Annotated in this window: 17 protein-coding genes; 4 read left to right on the top strand and 13 right to left on the bottom strand. The window is 70.5% G+C overall.

Going from position 1 to position 20,074, the window contains the following annotated elements:
* Nucleotides 1-41: 41 nt before the first annotated feature.
* From AWX74_RS25185 to AWX74_RS25155, 7 genes are all read right to left on the bottom strand, one after another.
* Complete coding sequence (locus tag AWX74_RS25185) at nt 42-734, bottom strand: YceI family protein (RefSeq protein WP_423212975.1); 693 nt, start codon at nt 732-734, stop codon at nt 42-44.
* A 185-nt stretch (nt 735-919) separates the two neighbouring features.
* Entirely contained in the window at nt 920-2,620 is a 1,701-nt protein-coding gene (locus tag AWX74_RS25180) for a SulP family inorganic anion transporter (protein ID WP_242666407.1), read from the bottom strand.
* A 162-nt stretch (nt 2,621-2,782) separates the two neighbouring features.
* Nucleotides 2,783-3,640: a DUF305 domain-containing protein gene (locus AWX74_RS25175; RefSeq protein ID WP_226931236.1), complete on the bottom strand. Its 858-nt coding sequence runs from the start codon at nt 3,638-3,640 to the stop codon at nt 2,783-2,785.
* Nucleotides 3,641-3,771: 131 nt separating this feature from the next.
* The gene (locus tag AWX74_RS25170) at nt 3,772-5,208 is read right to left on the bottom strand and encodes an FHA domain-containing protein (protein WP_091281813.1); all 1,437 of its coding nucleotides are present in this window, start codon (nt 5,206-5,208) and stop codon (nt 3,772-3,774) included.
* Nucleotides 5,209-5,460: 252 nt separating this feature from the next.
* Nucleotides 5,461-5,895, bottom strand: a complete 435-nt coding sequence (locus tag AWX74_RS40185; RefSeq protein WP_091281808.1) for a hypothetical protein — start codon at nt 5,893-5,895, stop codon at nt 5,461-5,463.
* Nucleotides 5,896-5,923: 28 nt separating this feature from the next.
* Complete coding sequence (locus AWX74_RS25160; protein WP_226931237.1) at nt 5,924-7,780, bottom strand: FAD/NAD(P)-binding protein; 1,857 nt, start codon at nt 7,778-7,780, stop codon at nt 5,924-5,926.
* Nucleotides 7,781-8,101: 321 nt separating this feature from the next.
* A complete protein-coding gene (locus tag AWX74_RS25155; protein ID WP_091281805.1) occupies nt 8,102-9,901 on the bottom strand; it encodes a glycoside hydrolase family 15 protein in 1,800 nt (599 codons plus the stop codon).
* A 352-nt stretch (nt 9,902-10,253) separates the two neighbouring features.
* On the opposite strand from AWX74_RS25155, the gene AWX74_RS25150 reads away from it, so the two are divergent.
* On the top strand, nt 10,254-11,210 hold the full coding sequence (locus AWX74_RS25150) for a hypothetical protein (RefSeq protein WP_091281802.1): 957 nt from the start codon (nt 10,254-10,256) through the stop codon (nt 11,208-11,210).
* Here AWX74_RS25150 and AWX74_RS25145 read toward each other — a convergent pair.
* Entirely contained in the window at nt 11,168-11,365 is a 198-nt protein-coding gene (locus tag AWX74_RS25145) for a hypothetical protein (protein ID WP_006541195.1), read from the bottom strand. The genes AWX74_RS25150 and AWX74_RS25145 overlap by 43 nt on opposite strands.
* 450 nt (nt 11,366-11,815) lie before the next feature.
* A complete protein-coding gene (locus AWX74_RS25140) occupies nt 11,816-13,450 on the bottom strand; it encodes a dolichyl-phosphate-mannose--protein mannosyltransferase (RefSeq protein ID WP_091281798.1) in 1,635 nt (544 codons plus the stop codon).
* 39 nt (nt 13,451-13,489) lie between these two features.
* Here AWX74_RS25140 and rsmI point away from each other — a divergent pair, with 39 nt between their 5' ends.
* The 3 genes from rsmI to rfbA all read left to right on the top strand — a co-directional run bounded on the left by rsmI (nt 13,490) and on the right by rfbA (nt 16,244).
* Nucleotides 13,490-14,428, top strand: a complete 939-nt coding sequence (rsmI, locus tag AWX74_RS25135) for a 16S rRNA (cytidine(1402)-2'-O)-methyltransferase (protein ID WP_091281794.1) — start codon at nt 13,490-13,492, stop codon at nt 14,426-14,428.
* Nucleotides 14,429-14,731: 303 nt separating this feature from the next.
* Nucleotides 14,732-15,307, top strand: a complete 576-nt coding sequence (locus AWX74_RS25130) for a dTDP-4-dehydrorhamnose 3,5-epimerase family protein (RefSeq protein ID WP_054571370.1) — start codon at nt 14,732-14,734, stop codon at nt 15,305-15,307.
* Nucleotides 15,308-15,380: 73 nt separating this feature from the next.
* Nucleotides 15,381-16,244 carry a glucose-1-phosphate thymidylyltransferase RfbA gene (gene rfbA, locus AWX74_RS25125; RefSeq protein WP_054571369.1) on the top strand — a complete coding sequence of 288 codons (864 nt, stop codon included), beginning with the start codon at nt 15,381-15,383 and terminating at the stop codon, nt 16,242-16,244.
* On the opposite strand, the gene AWX74_RS25120 is transcribed toward rfbA, so the two are convergent.
* From AWX74_RS25120 to AWX74_RS25105, 4 genes are read right to left on the bottom strand one after another with little or no spacing between them, the layout of a single operon-like run.
* On the bottom strand, nt 16,241-16,927 hold the full coding sequence (locus AWX74_RS25120; RefSeq protein ID WP_091281790.1) for an acetyltransferase: 687 nt from the start codon (nt 16,925-16,927) through the stop codon (nt 16,241-16,243). The genes rfbA and AWX74_RS25120 overlap by 4 nt on opposite strands.
* Before the next feature lie 7 nt (nt 16,928-16,934).
* Entirely contained in the window at nt 16,935-17,909 is a 975-nt protein-coding gene (locus AWX74_RS25115; protein WP_165615780.1) for a glycine betaine ABC transporter substrate-binding protein, read from the bottom strand.
* Nucleotides 17,906-18,625 (bottom strand): class I SAM-dependent methyltransferase, encoded by a 720-nt coding sequence (locus tag AWX74_RS25110; RefSeq protein ID WP_193209805.1) that lies wholly within the window; start codon nt 18,623-18,625, stop codon nt 17,906-17,908. Before AWX74_RS25110 ends, AWX74_RS25115 begins: the two co-directional genes overlap by 4 nt.
* On the bottom strand, nt 18,622-19,947 hold the full coding sequence (locus tag AWX74_RS25105) for a glycosyltransferase family 4 protein (RefSeq protein ID WP_242666406.1): 1,326 nt from the start codon (nt 19,945-19,947) through the stop codon (nt 18,622-18,624). The genes AWX74_RS25110 and AWX74_RS25105 overlap by 4 nt, the downstream gene beginning before the upstream one ends.
* Nucleotides 19,948-20,074 lie beyond the last annotated feature (127 nt).

Here is a 20,074-nt window from a genome sequence, read left to right as displayed (position 1 = left end):
CTGTGAGCTCGGTAATCGGGTGAGACGTGCCCGGGTAGGACTTACTGGGTCGCCTCGTCGCGCGCGAGCTTCAGCGAGACCTCCATGATTCCGTGGTCCTCGGTCGAGATGCCCGGGACGCTCGGGTTCGGGATGTCCCAGTCCGCGAAGGTCACCGGGATCTGGCCGACGATCTGGATCTGCTCGCCGGAGCGCTGGGCCTGCAGGTCCATGGTCACCTCGCGCGGCTTGCCGCGCAGCGTCAGGGTTCCGGTGGCCTTGTATGTGCGCTTCTCGCCCGCGGCCGGCAGCGAGCCGAGATCGACCGGGCTGGTCAGGGTGAACTCCGAGGTCGGGTAGGCGTCGACATCCATGATCCGGTTGCGGAACTGGTTGTCGCGGCGGTCCTCGTCGCTGCGCACCGTGGCCATCTTGACCTCGAACGCCGCCTTGGTGAGCTCGTCGTCGGCGATGGTCATCGTTCCGGAGACGTCCGAGGTGCGGCCCGCAGCCGTGGTCTTCTGGCCGAAGAGGACCTCCTCGACGCGGTAGCCGGCCTCGGATCCGTCGGTTACCTTCCAGGTGCCGTCGGCGGCGCCGGGTGCGGTCGAGACGGAGGTGCCGCCCCCGGTGGACGCCGAGCCGCTGCCGGTCGAGGTGCCGGCGGACTGGTCGTCGAGCGAGAACTCCTCCGGCGCGTCCTCCTTGATGACGTTGATGTAGAACGCGGTGCCACCAACGACCAGAACGGCCACGGCCACCACCGCGCCGACGATGAGAAGCGGCCAGCGCCGCTTTCTGTGGGGCGTACTGTCTGCCACCGAGCACCCGCCTTGTCAGGTCCGACTGTCGCTGGCGGCAATGTTGCACATACAACCTGAGTAAAACCTGATGGCGCCGCGTCGGGGGCGTGTCGGGGGTGCGGCGGTACGGGATCGGCCTACCTGCGCGCGGAGCCCGGATCTGGCCCGCCGTCCGGGATGTCCATGTTCGCGTCGGATGTCGTTTCGGTCGTGGTCGTGGTCGTGGTCGTGGCCGCTGCCGTGGAGGCGGCCTCAGCGCCCTCGGTGCGGCCGGGTGCGGTGGCGAGCACGGCGGGTTCCGTCGCCGAGAAGCGGGTGAGCATGGTCGCCGTCGCGCCGCTCGCACCCGCGAACCGGACGGTGATCCCGCGGTCGCCGAACTTCTGTCGGACGTCGTCCAGCGCGGCGACGCCGGCGGAGTCCAGGATCTGCACCTCGGACAGGTCGATGGCGACCCGCGCCGGGTCGTGGGCGTAGTCGAAGGCCGTCACCAGGTCGTTCGAGGACGCGAAGAACAGCGGGCCGCTGACGGCGTAGATCCGTTCGCCGCCCTCCGGGTCCAGGACGCTCGTGACCTTGGTGAGGTGGGCGACCCGGCGGGTGAACAACAACGCCGACAGCACCACCCCGACCAGCACGCCGTAGGCGAGGTTGTGGGTCGGTACGACCACCGCCACGGTCGCCACCATCACCAGGGTCTCGGAGCGTGGCATCCGCCGCAGGGTGGCCGGGGCCACGCTGCGCCATTCGAAGGTCATCACCGAGACCAGGATCATGACCGCGACGAGAGCCGACATCGGGATCACACCGACGATCGCCCGCAGCGGGACCACCAGCAGGAGCAGGAACGCACCGGCGGAGAACGTGGAAAGCCTGGTCCGTCCGCCGGAGGAGACGTTGACCATCGTCTGGCCGATCATGGCGCAGCCGGCCATGCCCCCGAAGAACCCGTTGACGATGTTGGCGATCCCGAGGCCCCAGGACTCCCGGTTCGCGTCGTGGGTGCTGTCGGTCATCCGGTCGACGATCTGCGCCGTGAGCAGGGTCTCCAGCAGGCCGACGGCGGTGAGCGTGACGACATACGGGCCGATGATCCGCAGCGTCTCCCAGGTCATCGGCACCGACGGGAGCCCTGGGACGGGCAGCGAGCTGGGCAGGCTGCCCTCGTCCCCGACCGTGGGCACCGAGAGGTCGAAGGCGACCGTGGCCAGCGTCAGCAGCGCCACCGCCACCAGCGGAGGCGGGACGGCGCGGGTCAGGCGGGGAACGACGAGCAGGATGGCCAGGCCCGCGGCCACCAGCGCGTACACCGCGGGGGACTCGCCGAGCACATGAGGCATCTGCGCGGTGAAGATCAGGATCGCGAGCGCGTTGACGAATCCGATCATCACGGTGCGGGGCACGAAGCGCATCAGCCGCGCGACGCCCAGGCGGCCGAGGACGAACATCGTCACACCGACACAGATCGTGGTCGCCAGCAGGTAGTCCAGGCCGTGGTCGCGCACCAGCGGCGCCGCGACCAGCGCCATCGACCCGGCCGCCGCCGAGATCATCGCGGGCCGCCCGCCGGTCACCGCGATGACCACCGAGATCGTGAAGGAGGCGAACAGGCCGACCTTGGGGTCCACCCCGGCGACGACCGAGAACGAGATCGTCTCGGGGATGAGCGCCAGCGCTGTGACCAGGCCGGCGAGCAGCTCGATCCGGATCACGCGCGGCCTGGGCCAGGCAAGCCCGGAGAACCGTGTCCGCGTGCGTGACCCTGCCCGCGACCGTGCCCGCGCGAGAAGCGGGAGACGGGTCGCCGGCGAGGGCTGGCCCAGGGACATGTCAGGCACGCTGAGGTCTCACACCGTTGGGGAGGAGGGACCGGTCGCCGGGCGTCGGTCCGTGCGGCGGCGCGCCCGGATCGGAAGCGGGTGCCCAACTCTTCCGGTAGGTCAGATATGACGATACAAAGTGCCCGCAAAACGGGTGGACGGGCCCTCCGCTCAGGCCGCTCAGGCCCGGGGCGCGCCGAGACGCTCGAGGTCAGCCTGCATCTGCGTGATCTCCCTGTCCTGGTTGCCGACCATCACCCGAGCCAGTGTGCGCACCTTGTCGCTGTCGGCGTGCAACCAGGCGTACTGGGCCATCGCGATGCCACCGCGGTGGTGGCGGATCATGAGGGTCAGGAACTGGATGTCGAGATCCCGGCCGCTCGCGCCCGCCAGCCGGGCGAGCTCGGCCTCGCTTGCCATCCCCGGCATCCGGACCGACGTGTCCGCGGAGCCGGCGTCAGCCTCGGCGCCGGCGCCCATGCCCATGCCCTCGTGCGCGCTGTGGCGGCCGTCGCCGGTGGCGCCGCTGTCACCGGCCATCCAGGCCATGGGCTCGCGGGCGGAGGTCTCGGTACGGCCCCAGCCTGACAGCCAGGTGGCCATGATGCCGATCTCCCGCTGCTGGCCCAGGGCGATGTCCTGCGCCACGCTGCGGATCGCGGCGTCGCCGCCGTGGCTGAACTCGACCATCGCCATCTGCACGGCCTGCGAGTGGTGCTCGGACATGTCCCGGGCGAAGCCGACGTCAACCGAGCTGTCGGCCGGCGGCCGGTCGATCAGCGCGCGGATGCCGGCACCGGCGGCGAGCAGACCGACGACCGCGAAGAGGACGAGCGGAGTCCACCAAAGCCGAACCCAGACGGGTGCGCGGTAGTCGGCGACCGCGGAACCAGTCGCGGTGCCGGCCGCGGGATCGGCCGGCAGGTCAGCCGCCGGCCCTTCGGCATCGGTGACCTCGGAACCCTCGGTCACTCCGTCGGTGGTGTTGCTCGCTGGTGGCATGGCGGACGCGCCTCGGTCCTCGTCGGCTCGGTTCATCGCCATCCAGTGTGACCCATGGGCGGGCATGGGTGACGGGCGAAGCGCCAGGAGCGCGGCAGGTCACCCGGCCCGTGGCGGGTGGGCCGACGACCTGCCTGCCATGGGCCGGACGGCCCTCAGATCTGCCCTCAGATCTGAATGTGCGAGTTGAAGACGAACGTCCGCTTGCCGACCTGCACCCGGGTGCCGGGCACGAGGGGCGCGGGCTGGTGCGGGCTCAGCGGAGTCCACACCGTCGCCTCCGGCGGGGCGATGTAGGTCCCGTTCGCCGATCCGCGGTCGGTGATCACGGCGTCCCACCCGTTCAGCGTGATGACGGCGTGCACCCGGGAGACCGCGCTCTCACCGTCCTCCACGGGCAGCGGCCGGGCGTTGCCCGCGCGCACCGCCTCGTCCCGGTCTGGCTGGCGCCCGATGACCAGGTCCATGTCGACGTTGACGGTCTGCCCGTCGTCGAACACCAGGACGCCGACCGGCGGGCGCGGGCCGAGGACCGTCCGGTTCGTCTGCTGGGCCAGGGAGATGCCGCATTCGGCGCAGTACGGCGCGAGCGGGTGGTTGAAATGACCGTGGGCGCACAGGATGCCCTCGACCTGCGGCTGTGCCGCGTCGGGCAGCATCGTCGCGGCGTCGTCGTCCTCGATCAGATCCGACACCGTGAAGCTCTGGTCGCCGGGCAGCTGGGTGACGGCGTCCTGGTCGTCGTCCAGGTCGTCGGTGAGATCGTCGTGCCGCTGCCGGCGCGCGAGCAGTTCGTGTTCCGCGAGCGCGGTCGGGGGATCCTCGTCGAGCTCGTCGAAGTCCGCCGCCTGCGTCGGCTCGGCCGCCGCGACGAGCCTGCGGTGGACCTCGTCGTCCTGACTGCGCAGCGGGATCAGCGGGGGCGGTGCGGTCGACAGTGGGTCGGGCAGCCGAGTGCCCGGAGTGGGAATGGGGGCGGCCCCCGTCATCGGCTCGCGCGGTGAGTCGAACCCGGCGAGGAACCCGTCGGCGCCCGCGCCCGCGGCGGCGGAGGACGCGGCCAGCGGGCTGGCATCGGCCGAGATCAGGCTCACCCCGATGCCGGGCACCGCGCCGATCCGCAGATCCAGCGGGAAGCCGAGGTCGTCGAGACCGGTGAAGCCGGAGCGGGGCGCGCCATGCAGCGTGTCGGTGGGACCGATGTCCACCCGGGAGATCTCGGCTGGCAGCAGGCGGTCGACCCAGATCGCGGAGTCCATGCCGGAGAGGGCGACCGGTGTGGGGCCGGTGGCGACGACGTCCATGGCTCCGTGGATGAGCACGAGGATGCGGTTGTTGGACGTCGTGAGCAGGCCGAAGGCGGGCACCCGCTCGGCTTCGGTGTTGAACAGCAGCGCGCCGGCCTGGCGGACGAGCGCGGTACCCGTCGCGCTGACCTCACCGGCGGCGTCCGCGCACAGGGCGAGCAGCCGCTTGGTCGTCTCGATGGTCTCGGGCCGGGCCACGGAGGCGACGACAAGCACACCGGGCAGCCTTACGACCACGCCCGGCTGCCCACTGTTGCCTGCCCCGACCACGACCCGGAAACGGTCTAGTCCCGCCATTGCCTCGCCCTTCGCCGCTTACCCGCGTGGTGCAAACGGTACCGATCTTCAGACTAGCGGCACCCGCGCGCGTCGTACGGTACTTATCCTGCCGCGTTGACCGCCGCAGGAACCCGATATGTCTCTTCTGCACGCTCGGTCGGGCCGTCTGTGCGGCCCGGTGGGCCGTCGTGGTAGCACGACCTGGCCGGGCGCGACGTAATCGCCAGAGCACCTGAAGGGCCACATTTGTGGATGTCGATGGGACGGCGGTCAGAGCAGGCGCCCGCCGTGGAAGCGCCACCGCAGGAACGGGACGCGCATCGGGCCGTTCGCACAGAGCCACACGCCGACCCAGACGACCCCGAAATGGATCACGAAGGCGCTGCCCGACAGCCCGGCCGCGCCCGGTACCGCGTCCGCCCGCACCGCCAGCCAGACCAGCAGACCCTCGTTCAGGGCTGTGAGCAGGCCGAACATCGTCGGCCAGTCCTTCTCCCACCGGAACTGCTGCAGGCCGTGGTAGGCGAGCTCCCAGCCCATCCCGAGCAGGGCGACGGCGAACAGCACACCGAAACTCGCCCGGTAGGCGGTGCCGAGCGGTGCGTCGACGGGCAGCAAAGGAGTGACCAGGACTGTCAGAACAACACCGACAGTGGCGAGCAGGAACAGCCGGGTCTGAAGTCGTCCGGCCAGTGTCGGCACCATGGTTCGATTTCTCCGATCGGGTACGACGTCAGACCGGCTGGTTGCGCATCCAGCGCGCCCATTGGGACACCGAACGTGCTACCCCCAGGTGGGGTACGAATCCCTGCGAAGCCAGGTCGTCACAGATTTCCTGGGCGGCGATCTGCAGTCCCAGGAAGGTGTCCACGCCCGGGAAGTAGCCGCCGAGGGTCGCCGCTCCCGACGCGTAGAGCCGGCCCGGGCCGCTGCGTGTGCCGCGGACCTCGAAGGTCCGTTCCACATCGAGGCGCCCGAGCGGATTGTGGCCGGCGCCCGAGTGGTCAAGCAGGTCCGCCAGGACCCGGTGCTCCCGGATGTCCGCGACGAGGCCGGTGGCGTCGATGACGTAGGCCGCCGGGATCTCCAGCATCCCGTCGGCGGTGCGGACGCGGGTGACGACCGTCCCGTCCGTTCCGGGGGCGAGCCGTTCCACCTCGCCGACCCTGGTGACGTACCAGCCCTCGTGCCGGCCGCGGGCGAGGTCTGCCTGCCAGCGGCGCCGCCGGGGGGTGTTCGTTCCGCCGATCGTGTCGTAGAGCGCCTTGCGCTCGTCGCCTTCGAGTGTTCTCATGCGGGCCTTGAGCTGGCCGCCCCAGACCGACTTGGGATAGTTGAAGCCCTGGTAGGCCCACCCGTCGCCACCGCGGCGGCGCATGAACACGCTCGGGCCGTGGGAGCCCCGGACATAGGTCCGGAACAGATGCACGATGTGCGTCCCGGCCTGGTGTCGGTCGCGGTCGGTGATCAGCCGGTCCAGAATGCGTGAGGCGACGATGCCGGCTCCGCGGACGACCACCGTCGCCGGCCGTCGGATGAGCTCGTCGTAGACATGCTCGTGGGGCTCATAGGCGTTGACGACCCGCCGGACGTCCCCGTAGCGGGACCGGTACTCCTGCAGGTCCGGAAGGAACTTCAGGCCCGGGTAGCCGACGCCCAGATGGACGTGCTGGCTGCGGAACGCCACCCGGCGGGTCGGGGCGTGGCCCTTGGGCGGTGTGATGATCGTCAGGTAGCCGCCACCGGCACGGCGGCGCACCATGCGCACCTGACCGGAGACCAGCATCTCCCGGTAGGAGATCCGGTCCGCCTCCCGCGCCATGCTTTCGAAGACCGCGCCGATTCTCGGGGTGAAGTAGTCCGAGAACACCGGCTCGGTGGCCACCTGCCACAGCGGCGCGAGAAAGCCCCGCAGGCCGCGGGCGGCGAACGCCTCGCGCACGGCGTAGGACGGGAAGGCCCAGATGTTGTCCGGGGTCGACCCCGAATCCGAACGAATCCGCTCGTGGTCGGGGATCTGGGACACCCGGGTCAGGTAACGGTAGGTCTGCCACGGGTGGTCGATGTTGGATAGCACCCGGATCGCCGAGGTCGGAGCCCCCGCGATACGCAGATAGTCCACGAGTACGAACGAGCCGATCCCGCCACCGACCGTGACCAGTGACGTGTCGTGGACGGGGATGCCCGCCTCGGCCAGCATGCGGTCCGTCCACACCGACGTCTCGAGCAGCTGGGGAGTGAGGTCACCGCGGACGGGCGGCTCGCCGACCCGCGCCGGCGCGGGCGCGGCGGGTGCCGGCGGCGCGGCCGGGCGAGGCGGCGGCGGTCCTGGCCGAGCCGGAGCCGGTGGCGGCCCGGGCCGGGCTGGGCGGGCTGAGGGTCGTGCGGCCCGGCCGGGCGGCTGGGCGGGGCGGGCATGGTCCGGCGGAGCCCCGGGCGTCGCCGAGCCGCCGAGCACGGTCGTGGGCCCGTCGACAGCTTCGTCGGAACCACCGTGGGAACCATCGGCCGGACCGCTGCCGACACCGCTGCCGCTGCCGAAACCGCCGTGGCGCGGATCCCGGTCGCCGGGAAAGTGCGCGCGGTTCACCCTTGGGCCTCCTCGGTCCGACGCATCCAGCCGGCGGACCGGCGCCTGCCGGGCATGAGCGCACTGCCCGATCGGGATGTCACGATAGGTGACCTCACCGCGGAATCCGGCGAGATGTCCGTGGCAAGACAACACGCGGGCCCAGTCACGCACGCAGGCGGCGCGGTTGAGATCGCCGCCTCCTGAAGATCATGGGATTTTCGTCGTCCTGACGGCCAGGATCCTCAGGTCTTGTCTGGTCGCAACGACTGCCCGCGGCGCGGCCCGAGGCGCGGCACCGGGGCGCGGCGCCGGGGCCGCTACCGAGGCGCAGGACCCTGGCTAGGGGAGTGCGCGGTCCAGATGGATCGCCGCGCTGATCAGCGCCAGGTGGGTGAACGCCTGCGGGAAGTTGCCCAGGGCCTCGCCGGACGGGCCGATCTCCTCGGCGTAGAGGCCCACATGGTTGGCGTAGGTGAGCATCTTCTCGAAGACCATGCGGGCCTCGGTGATGCGCCCGGCCCTGGTCAGCGCCTCCACATACCAGAACGAGCACAGGTTGAACGTGCCCTCGTCACCGGTGATGCCGTCGCTGCCGTCCGCGGCGTAGCGCCGGACCAGGCTGTCGCTGACGAGCTCGGTGCCGACCCGGTCCAGCGTCGAGAGGAACCGGGGGTCGGTGGGGCCGGAGAACTTCACCAGCGGCATGCACAGCAGCGAGGCGTCCAGCCGTGGTGAGCCCGGGAACTCCATGTAGGCGCCGTTGCGCGGGTCCCAGGCCTCGTTCTGGACGAAGCGGTAGGCCCGGCCGGCGTGCTCCTTCCAGTCGTTGGTGGGGCCGGGCAGGCCGCGCTGCCGGGAGATCCGGCATGCCCGCTCGAACGCCACCCAGGTCATGACGGCGGAGTAGGTGAACCGTTGCCGCCCGCCTCGGGTCTCCCAGATCCCCTCGTCGGGCTGCTCCCAGTGCCGGCCGAGCCAGTCGAGCTGGCGCCCGAGCGCCTCCCAGAGCTGGAAGGAGATCGGGACCCGCTTGTTGTACAGGTAGACCGAGTCCATCAGCTCGCCGTAGATGTCCAGCTGGAGCTGGTCGGCGGCGCCGTTGCCGATCCGGACCGGCTTGGAGCCGCGGTAGCCCGCGAGGTGGTCGAGCACGATCTCGTCCAGGTCGGCGTTGCCGTCGACGCTGTAGAGCACGCGCAGCCCGCGGCCCGGCGGTGCCTCCTTGCAGCGTTGTTCCAGCCAGTCCATGAAGGCCGCGGCCTCGTCGGTGAAACCGAGGGCCATCAGCGCGTAGGTCGTGAACGCGGCGTCGCGGATCCAGGTGTAGCGGTAGTCCCAGTTGCGCACCCCGCCGAGCTCCTCCGGCAGGGAGGTGGTCGGGGCCGCGATGAGTGCCCCGGTCGGGCGGTACACGAGCAGCTTCAGGACCAGGGCGGACCGCAGCACCATCTCCCGCCAGCGGCCCTGGTAGCGGCCCCTGCGCAGCCAGGTCTGCCAGTACGACAGCGTCCGGGCGAACATCTCGTCCGCCTCGCCGGGCGCGAGCGGCCGGATCCGCGAGTTCCACTCCAGCACGATTTCGGACGTCTCACCCATGGCCAGCTCGAACGCGCAGGTGACCGCGGTGCCCTCCACCCGCAGCGGCAGAGCCGTGCGCAGGACGAGGGTGCCGGCGGCCGACTCGAAGACCGCCCCGGCCCCGGGAACCAGGGTCACCGTGTGCGACGCCCGTCCATAGTCGAAACGGGGGTCGCAACGCAGGTTGAACCCGGCGGTGCCGCGCACGGCGCGTGCCTGCCGGACGATCACGTGTGGCGTCTCGGTGAGGTCGTTGTCGACCGGGACCATGAAGTCCACCACCTCGCCCACCGAATGGGGGGTGAGGAAGCGGGTCATCAGGATGTTGGAGTCGGGCAGGTAGAGCTGCTTGGCCTTGGACCGGGAGCAGTGGATGCGGAAGGATCCGCCGCGGTCGGCGTCGAGCAGGCTCGCGAAGACGGAGGCACCGTCGAAACGCTGCGGGCAGTACCAGTCGATCGTGCCGTCCGTGGCGACGAGGGCCACGGTGCGCAGGTCGCCGATGACCGCGTGTTCCTCGATCGGTGGGTAGCTGCTCGGTGGATGGTCGGATCCGGGCATGCAGTTCTCCGCGCGTGGGAGGTCCGGGCGTGGCCGGAGCGGCGGGCGGGTGCGGGGGGTCCTCGGTCCACATCGGCGGGGTCAGCCGAAGGTACCTCGCCCGGGCGGCCGAACCACCCCGCATGCCGGGACGGATGGGGGCGCCGAAGGTGCCGCCGACTACCCGATGGGGTTGTCGGTCGTGCCGGCCCGCGGCCGGATCGCGCAACGGCGCGGAATCACCTGAAATACCTGTTCTGACAGTGAAGTCGCCCTTGGTCGATCTTGGTGCGGTGTGGTGTCACGCCGGCGTGGCGGCGTTGCCCGGGGTCTCGGGTATCCAGGCTCGGAGCGCGCGCCCTACGATCGCCGCATGACCAAGCAGTGGCCGACCATCGAGGACGGTCGAGCCGGCCTTGTCATGTTCGCTCGCGGCGACCGGGTCTTCCCGGTGGATGACCTTGGCGGTGGAGTGTGGTCCCGGCGTGGGACCGTGCTGTCGGTTCATCCGGTGCAGTGGCAGGAGGCGCCGGCGGCCCAGGACGGCGTTCGTGTCGACGCCATGCCGGTGGCCACGTCGCCGTGTGCCCGCGCGACCGTGCTGTGGGACGACGGGTCCGCGGAGGTGCTGGCGGAGGACAAGCTCTGCCTGGTCTATGACCAGGAGGCGCCGATGGGCCTGCGTGTCGTCACGATGCAGATGAGCCAGCCCTGCGACGTCGTCGATCACGGCGGGCAGGTGGTGCTGGTGCTGCGGGAGGGGCTGCTCGCCCCCGAGGCGCTGGGGGCGCTGCGCAGCGCGCTCAGCAGGGTGCGGGCCGCTCTCACGCCAGGCCACTCCGACGCGGCCTCGCTGGCCGAGCTGCGCCGCCGAGATCTCCAGCTGCTCAACGCGCTGATCGCGGAGCTCACCGGGCCCGACCATGCGAAGGCATCGCCGTCTGCGCAGCCCGGGCCGTCGGCGCAGCCCGGCCAGACCCAGCCCGGCCAGACCCAGCCCGGCCAGGTACAGCCAGGCCAGGTGAGGCCGAATCAGAGTTCGCCGATCCAGAGCCCGCCTGTACCGGCCCGCCCCGGCCGACCGGCCGGCGCACCGGCGGCCGGAAACGGGATAGCGGTCGTCGGCTCCGACTTCACGGTCGGGTCAGCGGCCCGGCACACGATGCCGGGCCCGCCAGGCTCCGACGTCGTCGTCGTGGCGTCGGCGGGCGGGCCAGGTGTGCCGGAGCATCGCCCGGAGCTGCGACCGGACGCGGTTTTCGGGCGCCCCGACGGCGCCAGGAGAAATCAGGACGTCGAGTACGGCCCCGGGCGCACTCCCGGGCCGTAGGCGTTGCCGTTCATGCCCGCGCGCGGCTGCTCGGTCATGGCCTGGCTGACCTTCGACGCGATGGCTTCGGTGAGCCGGATCGCCTGGGTGAGCGAGAGGTTCAGGACGATCTCGCTGTCATCGGTCATTGCGAAGCGTACCGACACATCCGCCATGGTCTTTCCTCCCAGTTCGGGTCCCCCGGACACCCGTGGCCGGTGGCCGATCGTGCCGCGGGGACCCGTCTGGGCATCCCCGTCCTTGCGGCCAAGGGACGTGGTGACCGATCCACGATCCCTGATCGGGTTGTCGGCTCGTTCGTGACCCCCCTCTTTCTCGGGTGAGGCGATGCTGCTAGTCGCGGACGGCATGGACTTTCGGTGACTTCCCATGGTTGAAAGCGTCTCCCCCGTGTCGACCCGATTCAGCCGGTGTCATCTCTGGGTGATGCTCCCACTTCGGGGCGTTGTCAGCACGGCGGCGAGTTTTCGGTAAAGGTGACATGGGACACGGCTGTGGTCTGTTCCGGTCGATCTGGCGCGTAATGCGGCCGGGCGACGCCGCCCCTGCGGGGGCGTCCGGGGCGCTGCGTGCCGGCCCTGGAACGCAACGCTGCCGAAACCGGGTCAGATCCACCCCGGGAACCACATGCGCATTCGCCAGGATGAATAAGGAATCACCTCTGCCGCCAGGATCGGGTAGAAGTAGGCGAACAACAGGACCACGATCACCGTGTACACGCCGACCGAGAGCGCGCCGCCGAGCCGCCTGGCCTCGGAGGCGTCCCGCGGCCCGAGGGCCAGGCCTGCCATCGCGGTGAGCCCCAGCACCAGGAACGGAAGGCTCGGCAGCGCGTAGAAGAAGAACATCGTCCGGCTGGGGAGCAGCAGCCAGGGCAGGAAGGCCGAACCGAAGCCGACGAGCACCAGCGCCGCCCGCCAGTCGCGGCGACGCACCCACAGCGCCAGCGAGCCGACCAGGGCCGCGGTGCCGCCCCACCAGATCGCCGGGTTCCCCAGGGCGATGACCTCACGCGAGCAGCCGCCGGGCGCTGTGCAGCCCTCGGCCCCGAACGCGGGGGAGCTGTAGAAGTAGGCGATCGGGCGGCCGAGCACGAGCCAGCTCATCGGCGTCGAGCGGAACGGGTGGCTGTCCGACAGCCCCTCGTGGAACCTGAGCACCTCCCGCTGGTAGTCCCACCAGCTCCACCAGGCGTTGACGAAGCCGTCACCGTGCTCGTGGCGGTTCCAGCCGCCGTCGGTGACGAACCAGCCCGTCCAGGTTGCCAGGAAGGTCACTATCGGCAGGATCACGAAGCCCACCAGCCAGCCGGGCAGGTCGCGGCGCAGCGCGCCCAGAACGGGTGAGCGCACCCCGGCCGTGCGTCGGGCACCGATGTCCCACGCCAGGGCGAGCGCGGCGAAACCGATCACGGTGTAGAGGGCACTCCACTTGACCCCGAGCGAGGCCCCGAGTGCCACCCCCATGGCCACTCGCCAGGGGCGCAGGCCGAGTCTGGGCCCGTACCGGGCATCGGCCGCCGAGCCCGTGCCGGCCGCGCCGGCCGCCACCCGGTCGAGCCGGTCGGCCAGCCGCCGGCGGCCGTGGTCGCGATCGAGGACCAGACACGCCAGGGCCACGACGATGCCCGTCATCAGGAAGATGTCGAGGATGCCGATGCGGCTCTGGACGAACTCGAGCCCGTCCAGCGCCAGCAGCAGTCCCGCGAAGCACCCGAGCACCGTCGAGCGGAACATCCGGCGGGCGGTGCGGGCGAGCACCAGGACGGCCAGCGTCCCGGCGAGCGCGGACGAGAAGCGCCAGCCCAGCTCGGGGCTGCCGTGCGCGGCGCCGCCGCAGTCGACGTAGCCGAACAGCCACTGCGACGCGGCCATCAGCCACTTGCCGAACGGTGGATGGACGACGTACGCGGGCCCGTTGCAGGTGTTTGAGTCGATCTCGTAGCCGGCGGTCATGAGACCCCAGGCGTCCTTGACGTAGTAGATCTCGTCGAAGTACATCCCGCGGGGCTCGGTAAGGCGCCAGAAGCGCAGGACGCCGGCGGCCACCGCGAGCAGCACCGGCGCGAGCCAGCCGACGAACCGGTCGGTCGGCATCGGTCGGTACAGCCGCTCGCGCGCGGTGACGGGCGTCGCGGAGCCATCCGGTGTGACCCGCGCGCGCCCGGCCGGTCCCGCCGGGCCGGGCGACCCGGACGGCCCGGTCTCGGGTCGGGGAAGCTGCGCCGTCGTCGCCGTCACGCGATCAGCCTAGGTCCTGGGCCCTGGCAGACTGGTCGGGTGTCCGGGACCCTGGTGCTGTGCGGTGCCCCGATCGGCGACCCTCGGGATGCCAGTCCGCGCCTCGGCGAGGTGCTCGCGAGCGCGGACATCGTCGCCGCCGAGGACACGCGGCGGCTGCGCCGCCTCGCGCACGCGCTCGGGATCACCATCGGGGGGCGGGTGGTCTCCTGCTATGACGCGGTCGAGGGCGCACGCGCCGAGATGCTCACCGAGCAACTGCTCGCCGGCCGCACCGTCGCGCTGATCACCGACGCGGGCATGCCGGGTGTCTCGGACCCCGGGTACCGCCTGGTGGCCGCGGCGGCGCGGGCCGGGGTCGCGGTCACGGTCGTCGCCGGCCCGTCCGCGGTGACGGCGGCGCTGGCGGTCAGCGGGCTGCCCTCGGACCGGTGGACGTTCGAGGGATTCCTGCCCCGCAAGGCCGGTGAGCGCCGTGCCCGGCTGCGTGGACTGGCCGCGGAACCCCGGACGATGGTCTTCCTCGAGTCCCCGCACCGCCTGCTGGCGGCGCTGCGCGACCTTGCGGACGTCCTCGGTAGTGGCCGGCGTGCGGCGCTGTGCCGGGAGCTGACCAAGACCTGGGAGGAGATCGTCCGGACCGATCTGGCCGGCCTGGTGGAGTGGGCGACCGACGGCCGGGTGATCCGCGGTGAGTTCACTCTGGTGATCGCAGGTGCCGGCGCAGGCGGCAGTGGCGGTGGACGTGGCGCCGGCGGAGCGGCCGCGGGTGCGGTGGAGGAAGGCGCGGCCGGGGGTGCGGTGGGGCCCGCGGCCCTGGCCGCCGCCGTCGCGCGTCTCATCGCCGGTGGCATGGCGCCGAAGGAGGCGCGCAAGGCCGTCGCCGCCGAGAACGGCGTCACACCCCGCCACGTCTACGACGCGGTCATCGCGACGCGTGACTCCGAGGCCGATGCCGAGGCGGCTGTCGAGAGCTGAGCGGTAACCGGTGGCCAGACGCGCCAGGGCGAAACGCCCGGCGGCGGCGGCCCCGCACGGGACACTGGAGCGGTGGGCACCGAGGTCCGTCCCACCAGGCTCGGTCCCATCAGGTACGTCCGAACAAAGGAGCGGTCCCGGAAGAACCGATGGTCCCACCGGTGCGTCGTCCCGCCGGCATCCGGCTGGCGAGCCGGTTTATGATTCGCCAGGCAAGCGTCAGGGGGACGGTTCGCACGCGGAGAGTCTCGGCCAGGCAGGCTGCTCTCGTGGTGCGACCGACGACGCGAGGGGGAGTTTCGCATGGCCGTGGCAACAACCGAGTTCACCGCCCGGGAGACGGAGATTCCGGGGCTGCTCGTCTTCGATATCACGAGCATCGGTGACGAGCGTGGCTGGTTTCAGGAGAAGTTCCATCGGGCCAAACTCGTCGCCGCCGGGCTGCCGGAATCCTTCGAGGTGGTCCAGACCAGCGTCTCGTACAACCGGCAGGCCGGGGTTACCCGAGGCTTTCACGCCGAGCCGTGGGACAAATATATCTCGGTGGTCGCCGGCCAGGTCTTCTGCGCCTTTCTCGACCTGCGGAGGGGCGAGAACTTCGGGCGGGTCGTCACGGTGGAGATCGATAACGGCCGTGCGGTCTTCCTGCCGCGGGGGGTGGCCAACTCGTTCCAGACACTGGTCGACGACACCTACTACCTCTACAGTGTGAACCGCCACTGGAGTGCCGATCAGTACGACGAGTACGTGTTTGTCAACCTGGCGGACCCGGAGGTTGGCGTGCACTGGCCGATCCCGCTGGACAAGGCCGTGATCTCGGAGCGGGACCGCGGGCACGTGCCGCTGGCGGACGCCCGTCCGTTCGAGGCGTCGGCGTGACGGTGCGGGTAATGCGCGTAGGACCTCGCGCCGATCAGTGGGGATCGGCGCCGAAAGGCGGGCGGCGGCTGGTATGAAGGGAATAATTCTCGCGGGCGGCACCGGATCCCGGCTGTATCCCATCACCCACGCGGTCAGCAAGCAGCTCATGCCGGTGTACGACAAGCCCATGATCTACTATCCGCTCTCGACCCTGATGGCCGCGGGGATCCGTGAGATCCTCGTCATAACCACTCCGCAGGACCAGGCTCAGTTCCAGCGCCTGCTCGGCGACGGATCGAGGATCGGCTGCCAGTTCGAGTACGCGATCCAGGACGAACCGAGAGGCCTGGCCGAGGCCTTCATTATCGGTGCGGATTTCGTGGGCCGCGACAAGGTCGCCCTCGTTCTCGGCGACAACATCTTCTACGGGGTCGGCCTCGGTGACCAGCTGAAGCGCTACACCGATCCGGACGGCGGCGTGGTCTTCGCGTATCACGTCTCGGATCCAGAGCGTTATGGCGTCGTCGAGTTCGATGGCCGGCGGCGTGCGATCTCCATCGAGGAGAAGCCGGTGGCACCGAAGTCCAGGTACGCCGTCACCGGTCTCTATTTCTATGACAACTCGGTGCTGGAGATCGCCGAGGAGACGAAGCCGAGCGAGCGGGGCGAGCTGGAGATCACCGCGGTCAACCAGGAGTACCTGCGCCGCGGCAAGCTCAACGTGCACCTGCTCGACCGGGGTACCGCCTGGCTCGACACCGGCACGTTCAACTCCCTGATGCAGGCCGCCCAGTTCGTCCAGGTCATCGAGGAACGGCAGGGGCTGAAGATCGGCTGCGTCGAGGAGGTCGCCTGGCGTGAGGGGTTCATCACCGACGAGGAGCTGCGGGCGCTGACGGCGCCGCTGGCGAAGAGCGGCTACGGCGTCTATCTGCAGGGCCTGCTGGAGGGCTAGGAGGGGCTGGTCGCCGAGGGCTGGTCGCCCGGGAGCGCCGCCCGCCGCAGGAAGCGGGCCGGATTCCCCACCCAGACCTCGCCATCCGGAACATCCCGCAGGGCGACGGCGCCCATGCCCAGCGTCGACCAGGCCCCGATGGCGACGCCCTCCCGTACCAGCGCCCCGGCCCCGACATAGGCGCCTGATCCCACTCGCGCCGACCCGGCCAGCGAGACCGAGGCGCACAGCGTGGCGTAGTCGTCGACGACGTCGTCGTGGGTGAGAACGGTGTTCGGCATGATCACCACGTGCCGGCCCAGCCGCACGGACGCCGTCAGCACGACCCCGGCGAGCAGGACACATCCGGGGCTGATCTCCGAGGATCTCGCCACGGCCGCCGTCGGATGGATGATCGTCGCGTAGCGCTCCTCGGGGACGCCCGCCGCGGCGAGCCGGTGCGCCAGCCGCCGGCGAGCCCACCCGGGCCCGGGGCAGAGCACTATTCGGGCCGACGACCGCGCCGAGATGGCCTCCAGGCCGCCGAGCACCGGCAGCCCGTCGACCTCGGTGCCCCACCGCTGCGGATTGTCGTCGACGAACCCGGCGAGCTCGTAGCCGCCCGCCGCGTGGACGGCCTCGGCGGTCTCCCTGGCCAGCCCGGAGGCCGCGACCAGAATGACTGATTCCCTGCCGCTGGTCATCTGGCGATCAACCAGTCTGGACGTGTTTGTCGAGATAGCTCTCGATGGCGCGGGCGCGACCGTCGGGTGCCGCGCTCACCTGCTGCTGAAGCTCCAGCAGGTTCGCGGTGGTGAGGGTCTGGGTGACCTGGTACAGCAGGCCCTGGAGCTCGAGGTTGGCGACGTCCATGCGCACCAGCGGCAGCAGGTTGTTGGCGGGGAGCAGGTGCCGGTCGTCCTGCAGCAGGACCAGCTTGTTCGCGGCGACCGCGGGATCCGAGCCGTAGACGAGTGCCACCTGCACGGTTCCGTCCAGCAGGGCGCGGATCGTGCCGGGCCCACCGTCGTCAAGCTCCTTCGCCTGCCCGAAGCCGACGCCGTAGGAGTCCCGCAGCGCCGGCAGGCATCCCGCCCAGGTCTGGCAGGCTGCCGGCGCGCCGAGGGTCAGCCCGCTCGCCACGCCCGGTGCGGCCAGGTCCGACAGGGTGCTCAGGTGGGCCTGCTCGGCGGTCGCCGCGGTTACCGCGAACGCCGGCGTACGCCCGCCGGGGGCGGTGGGGTAGGCGATCAGCTTCCGCTGGGTCAGGGCCTGCATCAGGCCGGTGACCTCGGCGACGTTCGAGCCGAGGGCGGGGGTCGTCTGCACCCCGCTGCCGGCCTGTTCGGCGAGGCTGTCGCGCAGCTCGTCGAGGTAGGTCGGCGCGAGGTCGACGGTGCCCTCCTCCAAGGCCCACATCAGCTGGTCACGGCTCTCGAAGGTGCGGACGACCGCGTTGTGCCCGTGGTCGCTGAGCTCCCGCGCGTACAGGTCGGCGACCAGCGCGTCGTCGGGCGCGCCGGTCGAGCCGACCACCAGCTGTGGTCGGCTCGAGGCGCCCTCGCCGCTGTCATCGCCCGTTCCGACGCCCGCGAGACGCGCGCCGACCAGGACACCCACGAGCACGACGCAGAGCACGGCGCCGATGGCGGCACCACGCCGAGCTCGCCCTTCCGGCAGTCTCACCGCGCTGGGCCTCCACCAGGATCTGCCGTCGGGAGTGCGGCGCTGAAGGCCCCGGAGACCTCCGGGCGGACCGCGATGATCGATTTCGTGAGTGGCCCCGTCCGCTCCTCGACGATGTCGGAGTCGGGGAAGTACGCCTTCAGCTCGGTCCGGCCGATCAGCTCGGTCGACATGGTCGCGCGCAGCGCGTCCTGCCTGGTCGCCGACTTCGTGTGCGCGAGCGGCCAGTGCTGCGCGACAGAGGCCCGCGCCGCCACGGGCAGGAACTGGAAGCCCGGGAAGAGCCAGTGCGGCTCAAGCGGGAAGTAGCGGTTCGGTGTCTGCACCCAGTGCAGCGGCGCGACCCGCCGAGCCACCTCCGCGAAGGCGAGCCGGTTGGCATGCCCGCCCACGTGCTCGATCACCGAGTTCGAGAAGACCAGGTCGAAGTCCCCGACGAGGGCTTCCGGCGGCGGGTTGCACGCGTCGCCGACGATCACCGTGATGTCGGGCGGCGCGGGCTCGGCGGGCTTGTCGAGGTTGATCACCACGACGTGCGCCGGCCGGCGGTCGAGCCGCAGCCAGAAGTCGACGGTCCCACCGAGATCGATGACCCGCATGTCATCGATGCTCGGGAAGAACTCACGCACTCGCTCCCAGCGGCGGCCGCGACTGCGCGCGCCGAGCGAGTTCGGCGACTCCACCATGAGACGGCGGACGTTCCTCGCCATGCTCATGGGCGCAGCGCCTGCCCGGCGGAGCTTCCGGCCGCCTCGACCTCGGAGCCCTTCGACGCGAGGGCCGGGGTGGGAACCCGCACGGACGGCGCCGGCGCGGCGGACGTCCCGTCGGAGCGGGTGATGCCGTGCAGCCGGTCGTACACGCTGACGTAGGCCCGGGCCTGGGCGGCCCAGTCCAGCACTTCGACTGCCCGGCGGCGGCCGCGTTCGCCCAGCTCGCTGCGCCGGTCCGCGTCGTCGAGGAGCTCACAGACGGCGGTGGCGAACGCGGTGATGTCACCCGGTTCGACGTACACGGCGGAGTCCGCCGCGGAGACCCGGGTCTCCGCGAGATCAAAGGTCACGACCGGGAGCTGGTGCGCCATGTATTCCATGGTCTTGTTCATCGTGGAAATGTCGTTCAGCTCGTTGTATGGATCAGGGCTGAGGCCGACCGCGGCGGTGGACAGATAGTCCCGAATCATGTTTGCGTCAGCCCTGCCGGTGAACGTGACGTAGTCGTCGAGATCGAGCTCGGTGCACAACCTGCGCAGCTCCTCAAGACAGTCGCCGAAGCCGAGCAGGGCGGCACTCACGTCCTTGCGGCCGAATTTGTGAACGATGACGTCCATCGCCCGTAGAACGATGTCCACGCCGTCCTGAGGGCCCATGATGCCCAGATAGCAGACGAGGTGTTCCCGACCCAGGCGGAGCTCGGGCTGCGCCGGCCCGGGCTTCATCCTGGTCGTGTCGGGACCACTGCGCACGACGGTGGTGTTCTCGAGGGTGCGGTGGCCGCGCCGCATCGCGATCGCGCGATAGGACTCGTTTGTGGAGATCACATGGTCCGCGACCCGGTAGGTCGCGCGCTCCAGGCCGAGCAGCGCCTTGAAGATTTTCTTGGACGGCTTCTCGAAGCGGGCCAGGTAGATCTCCGGGCAGAGGTCGTGCTGGTCGTAGACGAACCGGACCCCGAGAAGCCTGGCGATCAGCCCCAGCGGGGCATAGGTGTCCGGCGGGTTGCAGGCCTGCACCACGGAGAACGGGCGGGTGAGGAAGATCCGCGCGAACAGCAGCGCCGTCCGCAGCCAGCAGTAGACGAACTCGTTGATGTAGCTGGCGAAGCCGTTCGCCTGCGCCGGCGGACGGTACTTGTAGAGCCACACACCGTCGAGGAGTTCGCGGGACGGATCCCCGGGGCCCTTGGGGCAGATGACGGAAACCTGGTACCCGGACCTCACCAGCGCCTGGCATTCCAGCCAGACCCTGCGGTCCAGCGGAACCGGAAGATTCTGGACGATTATCAGGACATGTTTACGTGCTAACGTTCCCAAAGCCACTGCTCCCCCCAACGCGGCGGCACCGTGGAACTCGGCTGCTGAACATTCGTGTATCTGAGGTTCGGGTGGTGTGTTGTACTGCAACCGTGTAGATGCCTCTACATGAACTGACCGACTGCGACAAGTG

Source organism: Parafrankia irregularis, assembly GCF_001536285.1.
Taxonomy (GTDB): Bacteria; Actinomycetota; Actinomycetes; order Frankiales; family Frankiaceae; genus Parafrankia; species Parafrankia irregularis.
Note: the sequence above shows the minus strand (reverse complement) of the source record. Positions and strands in the feature narration are given on the sequence as shown.

Coding starts and splice junctions, on each gene's coding strand:
- AWX74_RS25130 (WP_054571370.1), top strand. CDS start 14,732: ATGGCCGTGGCAACAACCGAGTTCACCGCCCGGGAGACGGAGATTCCG.
- rfbA (WP_054571369.1), top strand. CDS start 15,381: ATGAAGGGAATAATTCTCGCGGGCGGCACCGGATCCCGGCTGTATCCC.
- AWX74_RS25170 (WP_091281813.1), bottom strand. CDS start 5,208: ATGGCGGGACTAGACCGTTTCCGGGTCGTGGTCGGGGCAGGCAACAGT.
- AWX74_RS25110 (WP_193209805.1), bottom strand. CDS start 18,625: ATGAGCATGGCGAGGAACGTCCGCCGTCTCATGGTGGAGTCGCCGAAC.
- AWX74_RS25150 (WP_091281802.1), top strand. CDS start 10,254: ATGACCAAGCAGTGGCCGACCATCGAGGACGGTCGAGCCGGCCTTGTC.
- AWX74_RS25175 (WP_226931236.1), bottom strand. CDS start 3,640: ATGAACCGAGCCGACGAGGACCGAGGCGCGTCCGCCATGCCACCAGCG.
- AWX74_RS25145 (WP_006541195.1), bottom strand. CDS start 11,365: ATGGCGGATGTGTCGGTACGCTTCGCAATGACCGATGACAGCGAGATC.
- AWX74_RS40185 (WP_091281808.1), bottom strand. CDS start 5,895: ATGGTGCCGACACTGGCCGGACGACTTCAGACCCGGCTGTTCCTGCTC.
- AWX74_RS25155 (WP_091281805.1), bottom strand. CDS start 9,901: ATGCCCGGATCCGACCATCCACCGAGCAGCTACCCACCGATCGAGGAA.
- AWX74_RS25120 (WP_091281790.1), bottom strand. CDS start 16,927: ATGACCAGCGGCAGGGAATCAGTCATTCTGGTCGCGGCCTCCGGGCTG.